This window comes from Dorea sp., assembly GCF_977044405.1.
In genome coordinates, this window is sequence record NZ_CDRRQK010000019.1 from 12,386 (window position 1) to 30,553 (window position 18,168).

Genomic DNA, 18,168 nt, shown 5'->3' on the forward strand with positions numbered 1-18,168 from the left:
GGAGAAGCAGATTGACACAATCAAGACGGTGGAAATGTGACTATATTCTTCTGTGTGCTCTTGGCATGATTATCCTGAGCGGACTGGTGATACTATACAGCACAAGTTCGTACAATGGTGAAATAAAATTCGGAGACACATGCTACTATCTGAAAAAGCAGGCTTTTGCAACATTACTGGGGATAGCGGGCATGTGGGTCATAGCAAATATAGATTATCATGTCTGGAGAAGAGGGGCAGTGGCAGGCTACATACTGTCTGTGCTACTGGGAGTAGCAGTACTTCTGATCGGAGATGAATATAACGGGTCCAAAAGATGGTTGTCTTTGGGCCCGTTTTCGTTTCAGCCTTCTGAATTTGCAAAAGTGGCGGTGATCGTATTCCTGACAGACCGGATCATACGCAATGCAAAGAAGATGGGAAAGATAACTATGGTTGGAAAGATTGTGCTAAGTGTGCTTCCTGTTGTAGGGCTGGTAGGAGCTAATAATCTGAGTACAGCGATCATTATTCTTGGAATTGCAGGGGGACTTGTATTTGTAGCTAGTCCGAAGTACGGGCAGTTTTTGATCATGATACTGCTTGGATGTGCATTTATGGGAGTATTTCTTGCAATGGAAAGTTACCGGCTGGAACGCCTTCAGATCTGGAGACATCCGGAGAATTATGAGAAAGGATATCAGACCCTGCAGGGATTATATGCGATCGGTTCTGGTGGTCTGTTTGGAAATGGACTTGGAAACAGCATTCAGAAGCTTGGATTTGTACCGGAAGCACAGAATGATATGATCTTTTCGATTATCTGTGAAGAGCTGGGACTGGTAGGAGCAGCTGGGATTCTGATATTGTTTTTGATACTTATCTGGAGATTTTTTGTAATTGCGGCACATGCGCCGGACCTGGAAGGCACTTTGATCGCGACCGGAGCCATGACACACATGATGATACAGGTCATACTCAATATTGCAGTAGTGACCAATACCATACCAAATACCGGGATTACATTGCCTTTTATCAGCTATGGGGGAACTTCAGTTATGTTCTTACTTTTTGAAATGGGACTTGTGCTAAATGTGTCATCTTTGGTAAAATAAAAAGCGTGCGAGAAAAACACGAATGAAAGGAAGTATGTAGAAAAATATGGGGAATCGCTCATCGAAGAAAAGAAAGAAAAAAAATCATCGCCTGTATGCGGCGGTTGTATTGATTCTGGGAATTGTGATCACGGTACTGGCTGCCGGGCTTCTGTTTTACATACAGGAGATACAGGTAACAGGAAATCAGTATTGTGGAAGCCAGGAAATCATCGATTGCGTACAGAATGACAAAGCTTCGGTTAATTCCATATATGTGAAGCTGAAATACGCACTGGGGATGGGTAAAAAACCTGCCTGTCTGGATGAGATAGAAATCCGCATGAAGAACCCTTGGACTGTACAGGTAAAAGTAAAAGAAAAAGAAGTAATCGGATATGTGAAGCATAAGAAGACATATTTGTGGCTTGATAAGGACGGTCTGGTAGTATGCAAAGAAAATACAGCACCGGCGGATGTTCCGGAAATCAGTGGCTTCAGACTGAAGAAAAAGAAATTATATGAGACACTGAAGACTTCGAATGCTGCAAGATTTTCTATGGCACTGGAGGCATGTGAGGAAAGTCTGAAGTATGGATACCGGACAGAAAAAATCACATTGGAAGAACATGAGTTGTATATGTATCTGGAAAATATACGTGCATGTCTTGGAACCAGTGTATCATCAGAGAAGATCGCACAGATCGGACCAATTGTGGAAAAGCTGGATGGAAGAGCAGGAATACTTCATTTGGAGTCATATTCAGAGGAGAATACAGCGATTACCTTTGATGAAGAAGAAAATTCAAAAGAAAATTAAGAAAATTAGAGAAACCCTATTGATATTTTAAACGAAAGTCTATATTATATACTATATGTAGCAAACTGAGTTCATCTCACTTGCCCAATCAATGGGATGTATAATATATAATAAGGAATAACAAAGGAGGAGAAACCCTTGCTAGAAATTAAAACAAATGAATCAGAAGCAGCGGCAAAAATTATTGTTGTTGGAGTCGGTGGAGGCGGAAATAACGCAGTAAACCGAATGATTGATGAACAGATTGCCGGTGTTGAGTTTATAGCAATCAATACAGATAAACAGGCACTTCAGCTTTGCAAAGCTCCAACACTGATGCAGGTTGGCGAAAAGATCACAAAAGGTCTTGGAGCAGGAGCCAGACCAGAAGTTGGTGAAAAGGCAGCAGAAGAAAGTGCAGAAGAGATTTCTGCAGCACTGAAAGGTGCAGATATGGTATTTGTAACATGTGGTATGGGTGGAGGTACCGGAACAGGTGCTACACCAGTAGTTGCACGTATCGCAAAAGAACAGGGCGCATTAACTGTAGGTGTTGTAACAAAACCTTTCCGTTTTGAATCTAAGACACGTATGAACAATGCCCTTGCAGGAATTGAAAAATTAAAAGAAAGCGTTGATACACTCATCGTAATCCCTAACGATAAACTTCTTGAGATCGTAGACAGACGCACAACAATGCCGGAAGCATTAAAGAAAGCTGACGAAGTATTACAGCAGGGTATTCAGGGAATCACAGATCTGATCAATGTTCCTTCACTGATCAACCTTGACTTCGCGGATGTACAGACTGTTATGACAGATAAGGGTATTGCACATATCGGTATTGGTCAGGGACGTGGTGATGATAAGGCTCTTGAGGCTGTAAAACAGGCAGTTGCAAGTCCTCTTCTGGAGACAACAATCGCAGGTGCTTCACACGTTATCATCAATGTATCCGGAGATATCACTCTTATGGATGCATCTGACGCAGCAGAATACGTACAGGAACTTGCAGGAGAAGATGCAAACATCATCTTTGGTGCAATGTATGATGATTCTAAGGCTGATGAAGCTACAATTACTGTTATTGCAACAGGACTTCATAATGTTGGAGGGAGCGCATCTAAGTTAAAATCAAGACTGGAAAGCCAGACAAGAACATCTGCTATGCCAAATGCAGTTCATGCATCTGCATATGACAGAACAGTACGTCAGGCAGGCGCTGTTCATACACAGCAGGCAGAGCGTTCGGTTTCACCAAGAGCTGATTATGGAACCCAGACAAGAGAAAGCGCTGGAGCTGCTGCAGCGAGAAGAACAATGGGAGGAACAACACCTACATTGGAAACTCCAAGAACACCAACAAGCAAAGTAAAAGAACAGTCAATCAAGATTCCTGATTTCTTCAAGAAATAAGAAGATTGAGATATAGCATATTTAAAAAATTTAACACCTCGGTGTCGAAAGACGCCGGGGTGTTTTTGTCTCTATACCTCTGAAAAAACTGCCAGCGGCAGGGTTGACAGATGTGTTATGTATTCTAAAAATTTCTAAACGTTTCTAAAAGATTCTGAAGGTTACGAGGCATGTCGAAGGAAAAAAGACATACCTTACACCGTCTGACAAATTCCTTTTTTCGAAGAACATATAATATTAAGTGTTGAAAACAACAAATCTGTTTCGTGCACGTGAAAAGAAAAAGAGGGCCAGATGTGTACTATGAATTATATGTAGATATATTTTTTATGGTGAATTTTATGATGGACACGATCCTTTTACTGATCGTAAAGAAGATGATACTATGTTCCGTATCTTATGGCCGCATTCTGCTGGGTGCTGCAACAGGAGCAATGTTAACCTGTGTAGTGGCTACAGGTCTGCAGGGCAGAACGTATCTGCAATGGATATTGTTCTATGGAGTCATTAATACTTTGATGTTAAAGACAGGTCTCCGGATAAGATGGGGGCGGGAGCTGTTAAAAGGATGGATTTTTTTGTATATTGCATCTTTTTTACTGGGAGGAATTTTTCTGGTATTCAGGCCGTATCTGAGAGTGGGAAGTCTGTTCTTTTTGTTGGCAGTACTGAGTTATTATCTGGTACAGGGAATCTGGAAAATACTGCTTTTGCTTACCAGAAGAAATCACGACTACTGTGAGGTGGAGTTGTATCTAGGAAAGCAAAGCTTCCGGTCAAAGGCGTTGATAGATACTGGGAATACATTGCGGGATATGGTAAGCGGACAGCCGGTAAATGTGATAGAAAGGCAGGTTGTGGAGCAGCTTACAGCTGAGGGGCGTCCATTAAGATTCCGGTACATACTGTATCATTCCATTGGGAAAAAAGAAGGAATCATGCCGCTTATAAGGCTTGACCGTATGAAGATCATAGAGGGTACACATTTTAAATGGATTGAATATCCACTGGCAGCAATAAGTGAAGAAAGATTAAGTGAAGAAAATTATCAGGTGATTTTAAATCCAGATATATTGACGGGAGGAAAAGAAAATGGTAATAAAAGTAGCAGTTCCACACCAGTTTAAATTAAAAGTCATTCCGGATTTCCGGACATTATTGTTCCCGGACAGAAGAGATATACATTATATAGGAGGATCGGAGATCTTGCCGTCTCCTCTGGATACAGAAGCAGAACAACGGGCAATTCGTGAACTTGGGACAGAAAAAGACGAATATGCAAGAAAAAAGCTGATTGAGCATAACTTAAGACTGGTTGTATATATCGCAAAAAAATTCGACAATACAGGTGTGGGAGTGGAAGATCTGATCTCCATTGGGACGATCGGTCTGATTAAGGCAATTAATACATTTAACCCGGAAAAAAATATAAAACTCGCCACATATGCGTCAAGATGTATTGAAAACGAGATTCTGATGTACTTAAGAAGAAATAATAAGACCCGGATGGAGGTATCCATTGATGAGCCACTCAATGTAGATTGGGATGGAAATGAGCTTTTATTATCCGACATTTTAGGAACGGAAGAAGATACCATTTATAAAGATCTGGAAAATGAAGCAGAAAAAAAGATTCTGATCAAAGCAATCAGCCATCTCTCTGGCAGAGAGCAGATGATCATACGGATGCGGTTCGGACTTGGAACTGCAGACGGAGAAGAAAAGACACAGAAAGAAGTGGCAGATATGCTGGGAATTTCGCAATCTTACATATCCAGACTTGAGAAAAAGATTATGCAGAGATTAAAGCGCGAAATGGTGAAGTATTCTTAGAAATGTGGTACAATAAAAACAAAAAGGGGTTGGTCATATGAGACTTAGCTTTTTTGGGGCAGCCCATGAAGTGACAGGCAGCTGTCATTTACTGGAAGCATGTGGAAAGAATATTCTGATTGACTGTGGAATGGAACAGGGACCGGATCTTTATGAGAATCAGGAACTGCCGGTTACACCAGGAGAGATTGATTATATTCTTCTGACGCACGCACACATTGACCATTCGGGAAATATTCCATTAATGGTAAAAAATGGGTTTGCAGGAGAGATTGTAACTACATTTGCAACATCTGATCTGTGTAATATCATGCTTCGTGACAGTGCACACATTCAGGAATTTGAAGCAGAGTGGAGAAACCGTAAGGCCAAGAGAAGCGGGGAACCGGAATACGAGCCGATCTACACAGTGGCTGATGCGGATGCAGCAGTAAAACTTCTGGCACCGGTAGATTACGGACAGAAGATTACGCTGTGTGATGGCATTGAGGTACGGTTTAATGACGTGGGACATCTGCTTGGATCTGCGAGTATCGAAGTGTGGATCACGGAGAATGGAGTTTCAAAAAAGGTTGTATTTTCCGGTGATGTGGGAAATAAAAACCAGCCGATCATCAAAGACCCGCAGCCGGTAAAAGAAGCGGATTATGTAGTGATTGAATCTACATACGGAGACCGGACGCATGGGGATGATATTCCGGATTATGTAGGTGAATTTACACGTATCTTACGGGAAACATTCCAAAAAGGGGGCAATGTAGTCATCCCATCCTTCGCAGTAGGACGTACACAGGAGATTCTTTATTTTATACGTGAAATTAAAGAAAAGAACCTGCTTCCGGAGTTCCCGGGATTTGAAGTTTATGTCGATAGTCCGCTTGCAATTGAGGCGACGAATGTATTTAATAAAAATGTCACCGGATGCTTTGACGAAGATGCGATGGCACTTGTGAACCAGGGAATCAACCCACTTTTATTCCCTGGATTGAAGACGACAATCACAAGTGACGAGTCGAGACAGATTAACTTTGATACAAGACCGAAGGTTATCTTATCTGCTTCCGGAATGTGTGAGGCGGGACGTATCAGGCACCATCTGAAACACAATCTGTGGCGTTCTGAGTGTACGATATGTTTTGTTGGATATCAGGCAGTCGGAACGCTTGGAAGAAAGCTGATAGAGGGCGCTGAGAGCGTAAAACTGTTCGGTGAAAATATCACGGTCAATGCGAAGATAGAAGTATTAAAAGGTATCAGTGGACATGCAGATGTAAATGGTCTGCTGGACTGGCTGAGGGGATTTGAAAAAACGCCGGACAGAGTGATGGTTGTACATGGTGAAGATACGGTGACGGATCATTTTGCTAAACTGGTGGAAGATACATTTGGATGCCCGGCATTTGCACCTTATTCTGGTGGAAGTGTGGATCTGGCAACCAATGAGATCATAACAGTCGGACAGCGGATTCCTAAGAAAGCAGAAGAAAAGCCGAGCAAGCTTAAGAGTGCATCTGCATTTAACAGACTGGTGGCAGCTGCCAAACGTCTGCTGAATGTTGTATATAAGAATGAAGGTCTGGCAAATAAAGACATGGCCAAATTTGAGTCTCAGATTCAGAATCTGGCGGATAAATGGGACAGAGACCGATAAGCTGTATATGTCAAGGTCTAAAATTTTTTTAATTTTATAAAAATCCGCATAACCCTGTGGGATATGGAGAATCATCTTACTAGAAGCTGATGAAAAAGATTCTGGCAGGAGGTTCAAGATGGCACAGGGAAAGGTTGAAATCTGCGGGGTAAATACGGCAAAGCTTCCAATCCTGAATGAGCAGGAGAAGGAAGCTTTGTTTGTTAGGATCAAAAAAGGTGATGAACAGGCAAAAGAAGAATATATCAAAGGAAATCTGAGGCTTGTACTCAGCGTGATACGACGGTTCAGTGCAAGTGGTGAAAATCCGGATGATCTGTTCCAGATCGGATGCATCGGTCTTATCAAAGCAATCAATAATTTTAACACGGAGTTAGAGGTGAAATTTTCCACCTATGCGGTACCGATGATTATCGGAGAGATAAGAAGATATATGCGGGACAATAATTCAATCCGGGTAAGCCGGTCACTTCGGGATACAGCATATAAGGCAATCTACGCAAAGGAAAATTACGTAAAAAAGCATCAAAAAGAACCAAGCGTACAGGAAATTGCCGAAGAGATCGGGATATCCAAAGAAGATATTGTATTTGCACTGGATGCAATCCAGGTGCCGATGAGCCTGCAGGAGCCGGTCTATAATGATGGCGGTGATGCTTTGTATGTGATGGATCAGTTGAGCGATGCGACGAACAAAGAAGAACGCTGGGTAGAAGACCTTTCGCTTGAAGAAGCGATGAGTCATCTGAATGAGCGTGAACGCCATATCATCCGTCTGAGATTCTTCCAGGGAAGGACACAGATGGAAGTAGCAGAGGAGATTCAGATTTCCCAGGCTCAGGTGAGCAGACTGGAAAAGAATGCGTTAAAGACAATGCGCCAGTACCTTGTATAAGGTCTGGCGCATTACGATTGTGTGAATCTGTCTGTGTGCATTCTTTCTTCTTGCATTTTTCCCGTACTCATACTATGATATTGGCAGGAGGATTTGTAAAATGAAAGCTTGTATATTTGATCTGGATGGAACATTGACAAACACTTTAGAATCGATGACATATTCTGTGAACCAGACATTAAAAGAAATGGGACTTTCACAGATCACAAAAGACCAGTGCAGATTGTTTGTCGGAAATGGTGCCAGGGTACTGATGGAGAAATCCCTGCGGGCAGCAGGTGATCCAGAAGGTTTGAGGATTGAAGAAGGCATGGAGATATACGGACGTATATTTGACGAGAACTGTACATATCATGTAACACCTTATGATGGAATCGTAGAGATGCTTGAGAACCTGAAGAAGAAAAATATCAGACTTGCGGTTCTGTCAAATAAGCCGGATCAGCAGACAGTAAAAGTAGTACATGAAATCTTTGGCGATACGCTGTTTGACTATGCACAGGGACAAAAAGAAGGAATACGCAGAAAACCGGAACCAGACGGAGTCTATGCGATTATGGACAACATGCATGTGAAAAAAGAAGAATGTCTCTATGTCGGTGACTCAGAAGTAGATATTGCAACCGGAAGAAATGCAGACCTGAAAACGGTCGGAGTGTTATGGGGATTCCGGGACAGAACAACGTTAGAAACTGCAGGAGCGGTAAATCTGATAGAAAAACCGGAAGATCTTTTGCAGTTTGTGTAATATTATTAAAGGAGGGTGAGAACGATGAATGAGTATGATGAGGAATGTCTGAAAACATTTATTGAAAACCAGGGACAACTGTTTGATGAACCAGTTGCTGAGACACTGGAAGAAGCAGAGGCATTTCTGGAAGATTGTATGGCTTCTATCGTGGAAAATATCGAAGAAGTCAAAGAATTTCTGGAAGAAGAAGGAATGGACATTAGTGGAATGTCCAACGAAGAGATTGAAGAAGCATCAGAAGTGTTCGCACTTCCAGATGGACGATATCTTATCGTAGAAGGGTAAGAATATCTGTAAAACAAGGCAGCCGGTGAGGGCTCCCCTTGAATACTCAGTTATACAGAAGAATCTGCCGCTGGCAGCTTCTCTTGCATACTCAGGTACAAAAAGCCGTGACTACTCAGTAGTTCCGGCTTTTTTCAGTGCATCCTGGATTGCATTTACAATAAGCTGTGATGTGTAGGGAGTACTGGAAGAATACTTGATATGGTCAAAAGACTGTTCTTCATAAACCTGCCTGGCAATATCTTCGATGGCAGGTTCAATAAAAGGATACATCGTCGTAATGGTATCGTTTAGATTGGTAAAACGGATGGACTGGATGCTTGATTCGTCGACCGTTACCTCGACTTCCAGATCTGCGTTATTCAAAGTCAGTTCGGAAGTATAGATTCCCGGTGTGTAGATTTTTTTAGAACCGGATTTGGAATGTTGTCCCGGACGGAACATAAATATTAACAACAGGATCAGAATCACTGCTAAAATGGCAAAAATAATGGTGTAAATGATTTCTTTCATATGGAGTACGATAATTTTTGTCTTTGCACTCATAGGGAAACCTCCTGGTAGTTTGTGTTAAAAAATGTTTCATTTTCTATAATGTATGAAAAAAGTGGAAAAATTATTCGTCTGTTTTTACGTGACAAATGACAAGGCTTCTTGTAGAATGGTAAAAGAAATGGAGGAAGAATAGATATGTTTATTATTGCAGGACTTGGAAATCCAACATTACAGTATGAAGGAACCAGACATAATGTTGGTTTTGATGTTATAGATACATTAGCAGAAAGATATAATATAACCGTAGATGGAAGAAAAGGAAGAGCGCTGGTCGGAAAAGGTATGATCGAAGGGCATAAAGTACTGCTGGTAAAGCCGCAGACGTATATGAACCTGAGCGGTGAAAGCTTAAGAGAACTTGTGAATTATTATAAGATTGATGAAGAAAGTGAGCTTCTGGTTATCTATGATGATATCAGCCTTGGAGTAGGACAGCTTCGCATCCGTAAAAAAGGAAGTGCCGGCGGACATAACGGAATTAAGAATATCATCGCCAACCTGGGAACCGATGTATTTATGAGAATCAAGATCGGAGTAGGGGAAAAACCGAAAAAATATGATCTTGCAGATTATGTGCTCGGACATTTTTCAAAAGAAGACAGAGAGTTGATGGAAGAAGGTTATGATAAAGCAGATCATGCAGTCGGAATGATCTTAAATGGCGAGATTGAAGCTGCGATGAATCAGTATAACAGAAAAGTAAAGCCTAAGGAGGCGTAAGAAATGCAAGGCTTAGTAAGGCCGCTTAATGAGTTGGCTGAATATGAAGAACTTTACCGAAATAAGAAAAAAGGAACGGGAATGATCCGCGTGTGTGGGTGCGTCAATTCCCAGAAGACGCATATGATGTATGCACTGGGCAGTGGCTGCGGAACGTCCGGGAATAAAGAAGATGCGTGCAGGTATAAAGTAATCGTATGCTCCAGTGAAACAAAAGCAAGACAGCTGTATGAGGAGTACCGGTTTCTGGATGGTAATACATTTTTATATCCGGCTAAGGATTTTTTGTTCTATCAGGCAGATATCAGAAGTAAAGAACTGGTCAGACAGAGGATGGAAGGCATTCAGGCCGTTCTTGGAGATGATCCGGCAACAATTGTAACGAGCCTGGATGGATTTATGGACTATCTGGCAACGAAGGAAAATATCCAGGAGAAGGTTTTACGGATACAAAATGACAGCGTGCTGAAACTGGATGAGATAGAACAGAAGCTTTCAAAGATCGGTTATGACAGGGAAGTGCAGGTAGAAGGTCCCGGACAGTTCGCGGTGCGTGGAGGGATTCTGGACATTTACCCGCTGACGGAAGAGATGCCGGTCAGAATCGAACTGTGGGGAGATGAAGTGGATTCCATCCGGACATTTGATGTAGAAAGCCAGAGGTCGATAGAGAATCTTTCGGAAATTATCATATTTCCTGCGCAGGAATTCCCTCAAAAAGGAGAAAAGGGAGTGTCATTTCTGGATTACTTCCCGCAGGAAGACACGATTTTATTCCTGGACGAACCAGTCAGGCTTACAGAACGGGGAGAACATGTAGAAGAAGAATTTATTGAGGCGCAGAAAAAGAGACTGGAAAGTGGTTACGAGCTGGAAGAGGAAGAGGCAAAGATATTTTCCGTGCCAGAGATATTGAAAAAGATCAATACTTACAGCAGTATTGGATTTTTTGCGCTGGAGATGAAGTGCAAAGGGCTTGAAATCAGAAGCACTTACGAGATCCAGGCAAAAGGGGTAAATTCGTATAATAACAGCTTTGAGATGCTGACACAGGATCTTAAGCGGTTAAAGAGAAACGGTTACCGTGTGATACTGCTTTCTGGATCCAGGACCAGAGCGAAGCGTCTTGCGGAAGATCTGCGGGATTATAATCTGAGCAGCTTTTACAGTGAAGATCTGGACAGGGAAGTAAAGCCGGGAGAGATCATGACTGCATATGGTTATATTGCAGAAGGATATGAGTACCCGATGTTAAAATTTACTGTGATCGCAGAGTCGGATATATTTGGCAAGCGCAAAAAGAAGAAAAAAAGAAAGACCTACGAAGGCCGTAAAATACAAAGTTTCTCGGAACTAAAGCCGGGAGATTATGTTGTACATGAGAATCACGGCGTGGGAATCTATCAGGGAATTGAGAAGATTGTGGTAGATAAGATTTCCAAAGATTACATGAAGATTTCCTATGCCCAGGGAGGAAACCTCTATATACCGGCAACCCAGCTGGATCTGATCCAGAAATATGCAAGTGCAGATGCCAAAAAGCCAAAATTAAACAAACTCGGGACACAGGAGTGGGCGCGGACGAAGAAGCGTGTGCGCGGGGCTGTCCGAGAGATTGCAAAGGATCTGGTAAAACTGTATGCGACCAGACAGGAACAGGACGGATATGTATACGGTGAAGATACGGTATGGCAAAGGGAATTTGAAGAGATGTTCCCGTTTGAAGAGACGGAAGACCAGATGCTGGCGATCGATGCCGTGAAAAAAGACATGCAAAGCCATAAGATCATGGACCGTCTGGTGTGCGGGGATGTGGGATTTGGCAAGACCGAAGTTGCAATCCGTGCGGCGTTTAAGGCAGTGCAGGAGAGTAAGCAGGTCGTATATCTGGTTCCGACAACGATTCTGGCACAGCAGCACTACCGGACATTCGTACAGAGAATGAAAGAATTCCCGGTACGGATCGATCTGATGTGCAGATTCCGGACTCCGGCACAGCAAAAGAAGACGGTAGAAGATGTCAGAAAAGGACTGGTGGATATCGTCATTGGAACACACAGGGTTTTAAGTGAAGATATGAAGTTCAAAGATCTGGGACTTTTGATCATTGACGAAGAACAGCGGTTCGGTGTACAGCACAAAGAAAAGATAAAAAAATTAAAAGAAAATGTAGATGTCCTGACACTTACGGCTACACCGATCCCAAGAACCCTCCATATGAGTCTGATCGGGATCCGTGATATGAGTGTACTTGAAGAAGCACCGAACGACCGTATGCCGATTCAGACATATGTGATGGAATATAACGATGAGATGGTTCGTGAGGCAATCGAAAGGGAATGTGCAAGACAGGGACAGGTATATTATGTGTATAACCGTGTAGAGGACATTGACGAGGTCGCAGGTCATGTGCAGAAACTGGTGCCGGATCTTACGGTTGCCTATGCACATGGGCAGATGAGAGAACATGAGCTTGAGCGGATCATGTATGACTTTATCAATGGAGAGATAGATGTACTGGTATCGACAACCATTATTGAGACAGGACTGGATATCTCCAATGCGAATACGATGATCATTCATGATGCAGACAGACTGGGACTTTCACAGCTTTACCAGCTCCGGGGACGTGTGGGCAGGTCAAACCGTATGGCGTATGCTTTCCTACTCTACAGAAGAGATAAAATGTTAAAGGAAGTGGCAGAAAAGAGACTGGCAGCGATCCGGGAGTTTACAGATCTTGGATCCGGATTTAAAATCGCTATGCGGGATCTTGAAATCCGTGGTGCAGGTAATCTTCTGGGAGCTGAACAGCACGGACACATGGAAGCTGTCGGATACGATCTGTACTGCAAGATGCTGAATGAGGCGGTCAGACATCTGAAAGGCGAGATGGAAGAAGAGGAGATATTTGCAACGACGATGGATCTGAATGTAGATGCGTTTATCCCTGCTTCCTATATTCCGAATGAATATCAGAAACTGGATGTCTATAAGCGGATCGCAGCGATTGAAAACAGGGATGAGATGGAAGATATGACCGAAGAACTGATAGACCGTTTTGGTGATATTCCGAAAAAAGTGGAGAAGCTTCTGGAAGTGGCGGCATTGAAGGCGCAGGCTCATGAGGCATATGTAACGGCAGTAGAACAAAAAGGGGATATCTATACATTTACGATGTATGAAAAGGCCAAAGTTCATCCAGAGCGTATTCCGCAGCTGATCGAATGCTTCCGGGGAGAATTGTCGTTTAAAGCGGACGCAGCACAGCCGTGTTTTGTATATGAAAAAAAACGGCGGAACTTAAAAGAAAAGCAGGGTGATCCATTGGAAATTACGAAAAAAGTGCTAAATGGACTGAAAGGATTGCTCGGAGATGAAAAAAGCGGTATAATTGATACATTAAGCAAATAAAGGCAGGTTTGGATAAATGAAAAAAAGAGCATTAATTTTAGCAATGGCAGGAATTCTCTCTACATCACTGACGGGATGTGGCTCATTGAAAGATGATGCAGTTGTGGTAAAAGCAGGAGATACAGAGATCACTGCAGGAGTTGCAAATTTTTATGCAAGATATACACAGGCACAGTATGAGACATATCTTTCCGGCTATCTTGGCGGAGATGATATGTGGAGTAAGAATGCATCAGATGGTAAGACTTATGAAGAATCCATCAAAGATACACTGTTGGATGATCTGAAGAATATGGCACTTCTGGAAGAGCATATGGATGAGTATAAGGTATCTCTGACAAAAGCTGATAAAAAAGCGGTAAATGACGCAGCAAAAGAATTTGATAAGGCAAATTCGAAAAAGGTAAAAGATAAAATATCAGCGTCAAAAGAAAACGTAAAGAGAACAATGACACTTATGACGATTGAGCAGAGAATGCGTAAGGCAATCGTAGCAGATGCAGACGTTAAAGTATCAGATGAAGATGCAGCACAGAAGCGTATGCAGTATGTAGCATTTGATTACAGTTCATCGGATGCATCCGATGATGAAAAGGCACAGGTAAAGCAGAAGGCGGAAGCATTTGCTGAAGGTGCTAAGAAGGCTGATGACTTTGAAGCATATGCAACCGGGCAGGGAGCAGAAGCTAAGACCGCTACGTTTGATTCGGATTCGGTAAATCCTTCGGCAGAGGTTGTAAAAGCAGCCGATAAGCTTGGCGAAGGAGAGGTTACAGGCGTGATTGAAGCCGATGGCGGATGTTATGTTGCAAAAGTAACAAGTCTTATGGATGAGACAGCTACGGAAACGAAAAAAGAATCTCTGATTTCTGATAAACAGGATAAATACTACAAAAAGATTTTAAAGAAATGGAAGAAAGAAGAGAAGATTACGGTTCACAAAGGAAACTGGAATAAGGTAAGCTTTACGAAGTTAAGTGTAAAAATAAAAGATGATTCGACAACAACAGGTACAGATTCAACTAGCAGTACAGATGCGGCTGCTACAGATTCTGCAAACTAGAGTGTGTCTGGGAAAAAGAAAATGCCACCATCGCAGGTGGCATTTTTTATCATAGTATGCAGAAGAAGCTGCAGGTAGCAGGTTCTCTGTATACTAACGTTTCTAGTTCATAAAAGTAGATACGATTTCATTTACGAGCTTTCCGTCAGCTTTTCCTTTTACCTTAGGCATCAGGTTCTTCATGATCTTACCTTTGTCTTTGGCTGTTGGGGCATCGAGACCCATTTCTGCAAGAACAGAAGCAACGACTTCTTTGATTTCAGCTTCGTCCATCATCTTTGGAGCGTACTGCTCAAGAACTGCGAGACGTTTGTTGCATTCATCAATAATCTCTGTACGGTCAGCTGGTGTCAGATCCAGAGTTTCTTTTGTCTGCTTGATCTCTTTTAAGATAACCTGAGTCTCTTCTTCAGGTGTAAGATCGGCACGTTTGTCAATGGCTTTATTCTTAAGGGCTGCAAGCAGCATGGATAAAGTTTCCTTTGTTTCTTTGTCTTTGGCTTTCATGGCTTTGACCATGTCAGCGCGTACTTCATCAATTTTACTCATGATAGATTCCTCCTAATATTTTCTTCCAACTATTATACAAAACTATTAAAAAAATATCCAGTCCTTATCTTAGGTATAAAAGTATGATTTTGGGGTTATGGATGAAAAATTCCGAGCCTGAAATCGAAAAAACTTCAGATACATAGTTCTACATAATTTTTCATATACTACCTCTATATCACAATTATGGAAAATCTATAATGTACTCTTTGGGGCACAGGAAAATAAGAAGAAAGTAAGGAAAGAAAAATCACGGGGAGTATATTACCAGGAGCAGGAGGAATTTTTTATATGAAAGCTACAGGAATTGTAAGAAGAATCGACGATCTCGGTCGTGTGGTGGTGCCGAAAGAAATCAGAAGAACACTCAGAATAAGAGAAGGAGATCCGGTTGAAATATTTACTGACAGTGAAGGCAAGATCATACTGAAAAAATATTCACCGATTGGGGAACTTTCTACATTCGCAAGGCAGTATGCAGAGAGTCTGGCACAGGTGCTGGAGTGTCTGGTGTGTATCTGTGATATGGAGCAGGTGGTGGCAGCAGAAGGACCGGGAAAAAAAGAGGTACAGGATCAGGGAATCACAGAAGAGATGGCAAAATTTTTAAAGGAAAGAACGCAAAGGGAAGCCAGGACAGGAGAAAAGCAATATATACAGGTCGTAGAAGAACAGGAACATTATGAACGGGAAATCATAAGTCCGATCATGTGCCGGGGAGATGTGATAGGTGGAGTGATCCTTCTGGCTAAGAACAAAGAAAAAAAATTCGCAGACACAGATAAAAAGATGGCAGAATGTACAGCAAAAGTAATTGGAAAACAGATGGAGCAGTAAAAGGAATATATGCAGAAGATCACGCATATTCTGTGATATAAAAGAGCCTGGAATCAAGTAGTGAAAGTACAGCCGGAATCAGAAATTAAAATCAGACACGGCAATCAGGTGCAAAAAAGATTCCGGGAGTACATAGATTAAGGAGGTGTGTATGCCAGATCATAGAAAGCTGGATAAAAAGATCACGGGAATACTAAAAGCACTTCTGATTTCTTACGCCGTTACCGGAATATTACTTATGATACTGGCCTTTGGGGTATACAAACTGGAACTTCAGGAAGGGGTAGTGACGGCTGGAATCAAAGGCGTATATCTGCTATCTTCTTTTACAGCAGGATGTGTGGCAGGAAAAGCACTGCAGGTCAGAAGGTTTATATGGGGAATAATAGCAGGAAGCCTTTACTTTGTTCTGTTGTTGTTGATCACACTTGGAATTTACCGCACATTTCAGGGGAACACAGTGGATATCTGGATTACATTGGGGCTGTGTGCAGGCGGTGGAATGGCCGGTGGGATGATATCCTAAGAAAAAGATTGCGAAACTTATAGCAAAATGTTATAATAACGTAAGTTAAGCAAAAAGTAAGGAGGGATACGAACATGAAACATGTAAAATCATTGAATAAACCTATGAACAGTAATCTGAAAAAAAGCGGATGCGGCGAATGCCAGACATCTTGCCAGTCAGCATGTAAGACATCCTGCACAGTAGGAAATCAGACTTGCGAACAGAGCAAATAATTAAAAATCATATGTCACACTCGGGACAGCGGTCTTTTGGGTCGCTGTTTCTTGTTGTCTAATGAGTTGTTCAAAGGTATAAAGCAGAATCCAAAGAGAAACAACGGAAAAATTCCGATATAAAATAAGAAAAATGAGAAAGGGGTACCATAATAATTATGATTCATCAGTACCGTAATAATGGCTACAATATCGTGATGGATGTGTACAGTGGATCTGTACATGTGGTAGATGATGTCTGTTATGATGTGATTGAAAAACTGAATCAGACAGAAAATGAACCAACCATCGAATCATTAAAAGAGCCATCTGTAAAAGAAATGCTTTTACAGGAACTGGGAGAAAAATACGAAGCATCTGATATTGAAGATGCATTATCAGATGTGATTGAACTGACAGAAGGCGGTCAGTTATTTGTAAAAGATACATATGAATGTATGATCGAAGAGGTAAAGAAGAGAAAGACGGTTGTAAAAGCACTCTGTCTTCATATTGCGCATGACTGTAACCTTGCATGCAAATATTGCTTTGCAGAAGAAGGCGAATATCACGGAAGACGTGCACTTATGAGCTATGAAGTCGGTAAGAAAGCACTGGATTTCCTGATTCAGAATTCAGGAAACCGTCATAACTTAGAGGTTGATTTCTTCGGTGGGGAACCACTTATGAACTGGCAGGTTGTAAAGGATCTGGTAGCATATGGAAGAGAGCAGGAAAAAATCCACGATAAACATTTCCGTTTTACAATTACAACAAACGGAGTCCTTTTAAATGACGAGATCCAGGAATTTGTCAATAAAGAGATGGACAATGTTGTATTAAGTCTGGACGGACGTAAAGAGATTAATGATCAGATGCGTCCATTTAGAAATGGAAAAGGAAGTTATGATCTAATTGTTCCAAAATTCCAGAAACTTGCAGAAAGCAGAAATCAGGAGAAATATTATATCCGCGGAACATTTACAAGAAATAACCTGGATTTTTCAAATGACATCATGCATTTTGCTGATCTTGGATTCAAACAGATGTCAATCGAGCCGGTTGTCGGGGACGAAAGTGATCCGTATGCGATCAGGGAGGAAGATCTTCCTAAAATCATGGAGGAATATGATAAACTTGCAAAGATGATGATCGAACGCGAGAAAGAGGGAAAAGGCTTCAATTTCTTCCATTTCATGATAGATTTAAATGGTGGACCTTGCGTTGCCAAGCGTCTGTCCGGATGTGGTTCCGGAACAGAATACCTGGCAGTTACACCGTGGGGAGACCTCTACCCATGTCATCAGTTTGTTGGACAGGATGATTTCCTGATGGGCAATGTAGATGACGGAATCGTTAAGCCGGAGATTGCTGACGATTTCAGAAGCTGCAATGTGTATTCAAAAGATAAATGCAGAAACTGCTTCGCAAAATTCTACTGCAGCGGTGGATGTATGGCAAACTCTTATAATTTCCATGGTACGATCCATGATACATATGAGATCGGCTGTGAGATGCAAAGAAAACGTGTAGAGTGTGCAATCATGATGAAAGCTGCACTTGCAGAGTAAGCATAGTAATTAGAAATTATCGAGAGGATGTGTAAG

The 18,168-nt window shown here is 41.9% G+C and carries 18 protein-coding genes; 16 read left to right on the top strand and 2 right to left on the bottom strand.

Features of this window, described 5'->3' with window-relative positions; translation table 11 throughout:
* The first annotated feature begins 65 nt into the window (after nt 1-65).
* The 9 genes from ACWJAF_RS09545 (at nt 66) to ACWJAF_RS09585 (ending at nt 8,703) form a co-directional block, all read left to right on the top strand.
* Entirely contained in the window at nt 66-1,094 is a 1,029-nt protein-coding gene (locus tag ACWJAF_RS09545) for an FtsW/RodA/SpoVE family cell cycle protein (protein ID WP_448863560.1), read from the top strand.
* Nucleotides 1,095-1,140: 46 nt separating this feature from the next.
* A complete protein-coding gene (locus tag ACWJAF_RS09550; protein ID WP_448863517.1) occupies nt 1,141-1,893 on the top strand; it encodes a cell division protein FtsQ/DivIB in 753 nt (250 codons plus the stop codon).
* A gap of 138 nt (nt 1,894-2,031) precedes the next feature.
* Nucleotides 2,032-3,288 (top strand): cell division protein FtsZ, encoded by a 1,257-nt coding sequence (gene ftsZ / locus ACWJAF_RS09555; RefSeq protein WP_448863519.1) that lies wholly within the window; start codon nt 2,032-2,034, stop codon nt 3,286-3,288.
* 296 nt (nt 3,289-3,584) lie between these two features.
* Entirely contained in the window at nt 3,585-4,415 is an 831-nt protein-coding gene (locus ACWJAF_RS09560; protein WP_448863522.1) for a sigma-E processing peptidase SpoIIGA, read from the top strand.
* Nucleotides 4,381-5,121, top strand: coding sequence for an RNA polymerase sporulation sigma factor SigE (gene sigE, locus ACWJAF_RS09565; RefSeq protein ID WP_296032105.1), 741 nt, complete (start codon nt 4,381-4,383; stop codon nt 5,119-5,121). Before ACWJAF_RS09560 ends, sigE begins: the two co-directional genes overlap by 35 nt.
* Nucleotides 5,122-5,158: 37 nt before the next feature.
* On the top strand, nt 5,159-6,772 hold the full coding sequence (locus ACWJAF_RS09570) for an MBL fold metallo-hydrolase RNA specificity domain-containing protein (RefSeq protein WP_296032103.1): 1,614 nt from the start codon (nt 5,159-5,161) through the stop codon (nt 6,770-6,772).
* 118 nt (nt 6,773-6,890) lie between these two features.
* Nucleotides 6,891-7,667: an RNA polymerase sporulation sigma factor SigG gene (sigG, locus tag ACWJAF_RS09575; protein ID WP_448863524.1), complete on the top strand. Its 777-nt coding sequence runs from the start codon at nt 6,891-6,893 to the stop codon at nt 7,665-7,667.
* Nucleotides 7,668-7,767: 100 nt separating this feature from the next.
* Nucleotides 7,768-8,415, top strand: coding sequence for an HAD family hydrolase (locus ACWJAF_RS09580; RefSeq protein WP_296032099.1), 648 nt, complete (start codon nt 7,768-7,770; stop codon nt 8,413-8,415).
* A 24-nt stretch (nt 8,416-8,439) separates the two neighbouring features.
* Nucleotides 8,440-8,703, top strand: coding sequence for a glyoxalase (locus tag ACWJAF_RS09585; RefSeq protein ID WP_296032098.1), 264 nt, complete (start codon nt 8,440-8,442; stop codon nt 8,701-8,703).
* A gap of 111 nt (nt 8,704-8,814) precedes the next feature.
* Here the strand turns inward: ACWJAF_RS09585 and ACWJAF_RS09590 are convergent, their stop codons facing one another.
* Nucleotides 8,815-9,249 carry an FMN-binding protein gene (locus tag ACWJAF_RS09590; protein WP_448863526.1) on the bottom strand — a complete coding sequence of 145 codons (435 nt, stop codon included), beginning with the start codon at nt 9,247-9,249 and terminating at the stop codon, nt 8,815-8,817.
* A gap of 144 nt (nt 9,250-9,393) precedes the next feature.
* On the opposite strand from ACWJAF_RS09590, the gene pth reads away from it, so the two are divergent.
* The 3 genes from pth to ACWJAF_RS09605 are packed head-to-tail and all read left to right on the top strand — an operon-like array spanning nt 9,394 to nt 14,455.
* Complete coding sequence (gene pth, locus ACWJAF_RS09595) at nt 9,394-9,978, top strand: aminoacyl-tRNA hydrolase (RefSeq protein WP_296032095.1); 585 nt, start codon at nt 9,394-9,396, stop codon at nt 9,976-9,978.
* A 3-nt stretch (nt 9,979-9,981) separates the two neighbouring features.
* Nucleotides 9,982-13,392, top strand: a complete 3,411-nt coding sequence (gene mfd / locus ACWJAF_RS09600; protein WP_448863528.1) for a transcription-repair coupling factor — start codon at nt 9,982-9,984, stop codon at nt 13,390-13,392.
* Between the two features lie 16 nt (nt 13,393-13,408).
* Entirely contained in the window at nt 13,409-14,455 is a 1,047-nt protein-coding gene (locus ACWJAF_RS09605) for a peptidylprolyl isomerase (RefSeq protein WP_448863530.1), read from the top strand.
* A 102-nt stretch (nt 14,456-14,557) separates the two neighbouring features.
* Here the strand turns inward: ACWJAF_RS09605 and ACWJAF_RS09610 are convergent, their stop codons facing one another.
* Entirely contained in the window at nt 14,558-15,004 is a 447-nt protein-coding gene (locus ACWJAF_RS09610) for a GatB/YqeY domain-containing protein (protein ID WP_296092982.1), read from the bottom strand.
* A gap of 291 nt (nt 15,005-15,295) precedes the next feature.
* On the opposite strand from ACWJAF_RS09610, the gene ACWJAF_RS09615 reads away from it, so the two are divergent.
* The 4 genes from ACWJAF_RS09615 (at nt 15,296) to scfB (ending at nt 18,132) form a co-directional block, all read left to right on the top strand.
* Entirely contained in the window at nt 15,296-15,841 is a 546-nt protein-coding gene (locus ACWJAF_RS09615) for a stage V sporulation T C-terminal domain-containing protein (protein ID WP_296092981.1), read from the top strand.
* 151 nt (nt 15,842-15,992) lie between these two features.
* A complete protein-coding gene (locus ACWJAF_RS09620; RefSeq protein ID WP_296032087.1) occupies nt 15,993-16,367 on the top strand; it encodes a TIGR04086 family membrane protein in 375 nt (124 codons plus the stop codon).
* A 74-nt stretch (nt 16,368-16,441) separates the two neighbouring features.
* Nucleotides 16,442-16,582: a six-cysteine ranthipeptide SCIFF gene (scfA, locus tag ACWJAF_RS09625; RefSeq protein WP_022415003.1), complete on the top strand. Its 141-nt coding sequence runs from the start codon at nt 16,442-16,444 to the stop codon at nt 16,580-16,582.
* Between the two features lie 158 nt (nt 16,583-16,740).
* Nucleotides 16,741-18,132, top strand: a complete 1,392-nt coding sequence (gene scfB / locus ACWJAF_RS09630) for a thioether cross-link-forming SCIFF peptide maturase (protein ID WP_296032086.1) — start codon at nt 16,741-16,743, stop codon at nt 18,130-18,132.
* The last annotated feature ends 36 nt before the right edge of the window (nt 18,133-18,168 follow it).

Coding starts and splice junctions, on each gene's coding strand:
- ACWJAF_RS09590 (WP_448863526.1), bottom strand. CDS start 9,249: ATGAGTGCAAAGACAAAAATTATCGTACTCCATATGAAAGAAATCATT.
- ACWJAF_RS09580 (WP_296032099.1), top strand. CDS start 7,768: ATGAAAGCTTGTATATTTGATCTGGATGGAACATTGACAAACACTTTA.
- pth (WP_296032095.1), top strand. CDS start 9,394: ATGTTTATTATTGCAGGACTTGGAAATCCAACATTACAGTATGAAGGA.
- sigG (WP_448863524.1), top strand. CDS start 6,891: ATGGCACAGGGAAAGGTTGAAATCTGCGGGGTAAATACGGCAAAGCTT.
- ACWJAF_RS09605 (WP_448863530.1), top strand. CDS start 13,409: ATGAAAAAAAGAGCATTAATTTTAGCAATGGCAGGAATTCTCTCTACA.
- mfd (WP_448863528.1), top strand. CDS start 9,982: ATGCAAGGCTTAGTAAGGCCGCTTAATGAGTTGGCTGAATATGAAGAA.
- ACWJAF_RS09620 (WP_296032087.1), top strand. CDS start 15,993: ATGCCAGATCATAGAAAGCTGGATAAAAAGATCACGGGAATACTAAAA.
- ACWJAF_RS09545 (WP_448863560.1), top strand. CDS start 66: ATGATTATCCTGAGCGGACTGGTGATACTATACAGCACAAGTTCGTAC.
- ACWJAF_RS09610 (WP_296092982.1), bottom strand. CDS start 15,004: ATGAGTAAAATTGATGAAGTACGCGCTGACATGGTCAAAGCCATGAAA.
- ACWJAF_RS09585 (WP_296032098.1), top strand. CDS start 8,440: ATGAATGAGTATGATGAGGAATGTCTGAAAACATTTATTGAAAACCAG.
- ACWJAF_RS09615 (WP_296092981.1), top strand. CDS start 15,296: ATGAAAGCTACAGGAATTGTAAGAAGAATCGACGATCTCGGTCGTGTG.
- scfA (WP_022415003.1), top strand. CDS start 16,442: ATGAAACATGTAAAATCATTGAATAAACCTATGAACAGTAATCTGAAA.
- scfB (WP_296032086.1), top strand. CDS start 16,741: ATGATTCATCAGTACCGTAATAATGGCTACAATATCGTGATGGATGTG.
- sigE (WP_296032105.1), top strand. CDS start 4,381: ATGGTAATAAAAGTAGCAGTTCCACACCAGTTTAAATTAAAAGTCATT.
- ACWJAF_RS09570 (WP_296032103.1), top strand. CDS start 5,159: ATGAGACTTAGCTTTTTTGGGGCAGCCCATGAAGTGACAGGCAGCTGT.
- ACWJAF_RS09550 (WP_448863517.1), top strand. CDS start 1,141: ATGGGGAATCGCTCATCGAAGAAAAGAAAGAAAAAAAATCATCGCCTG.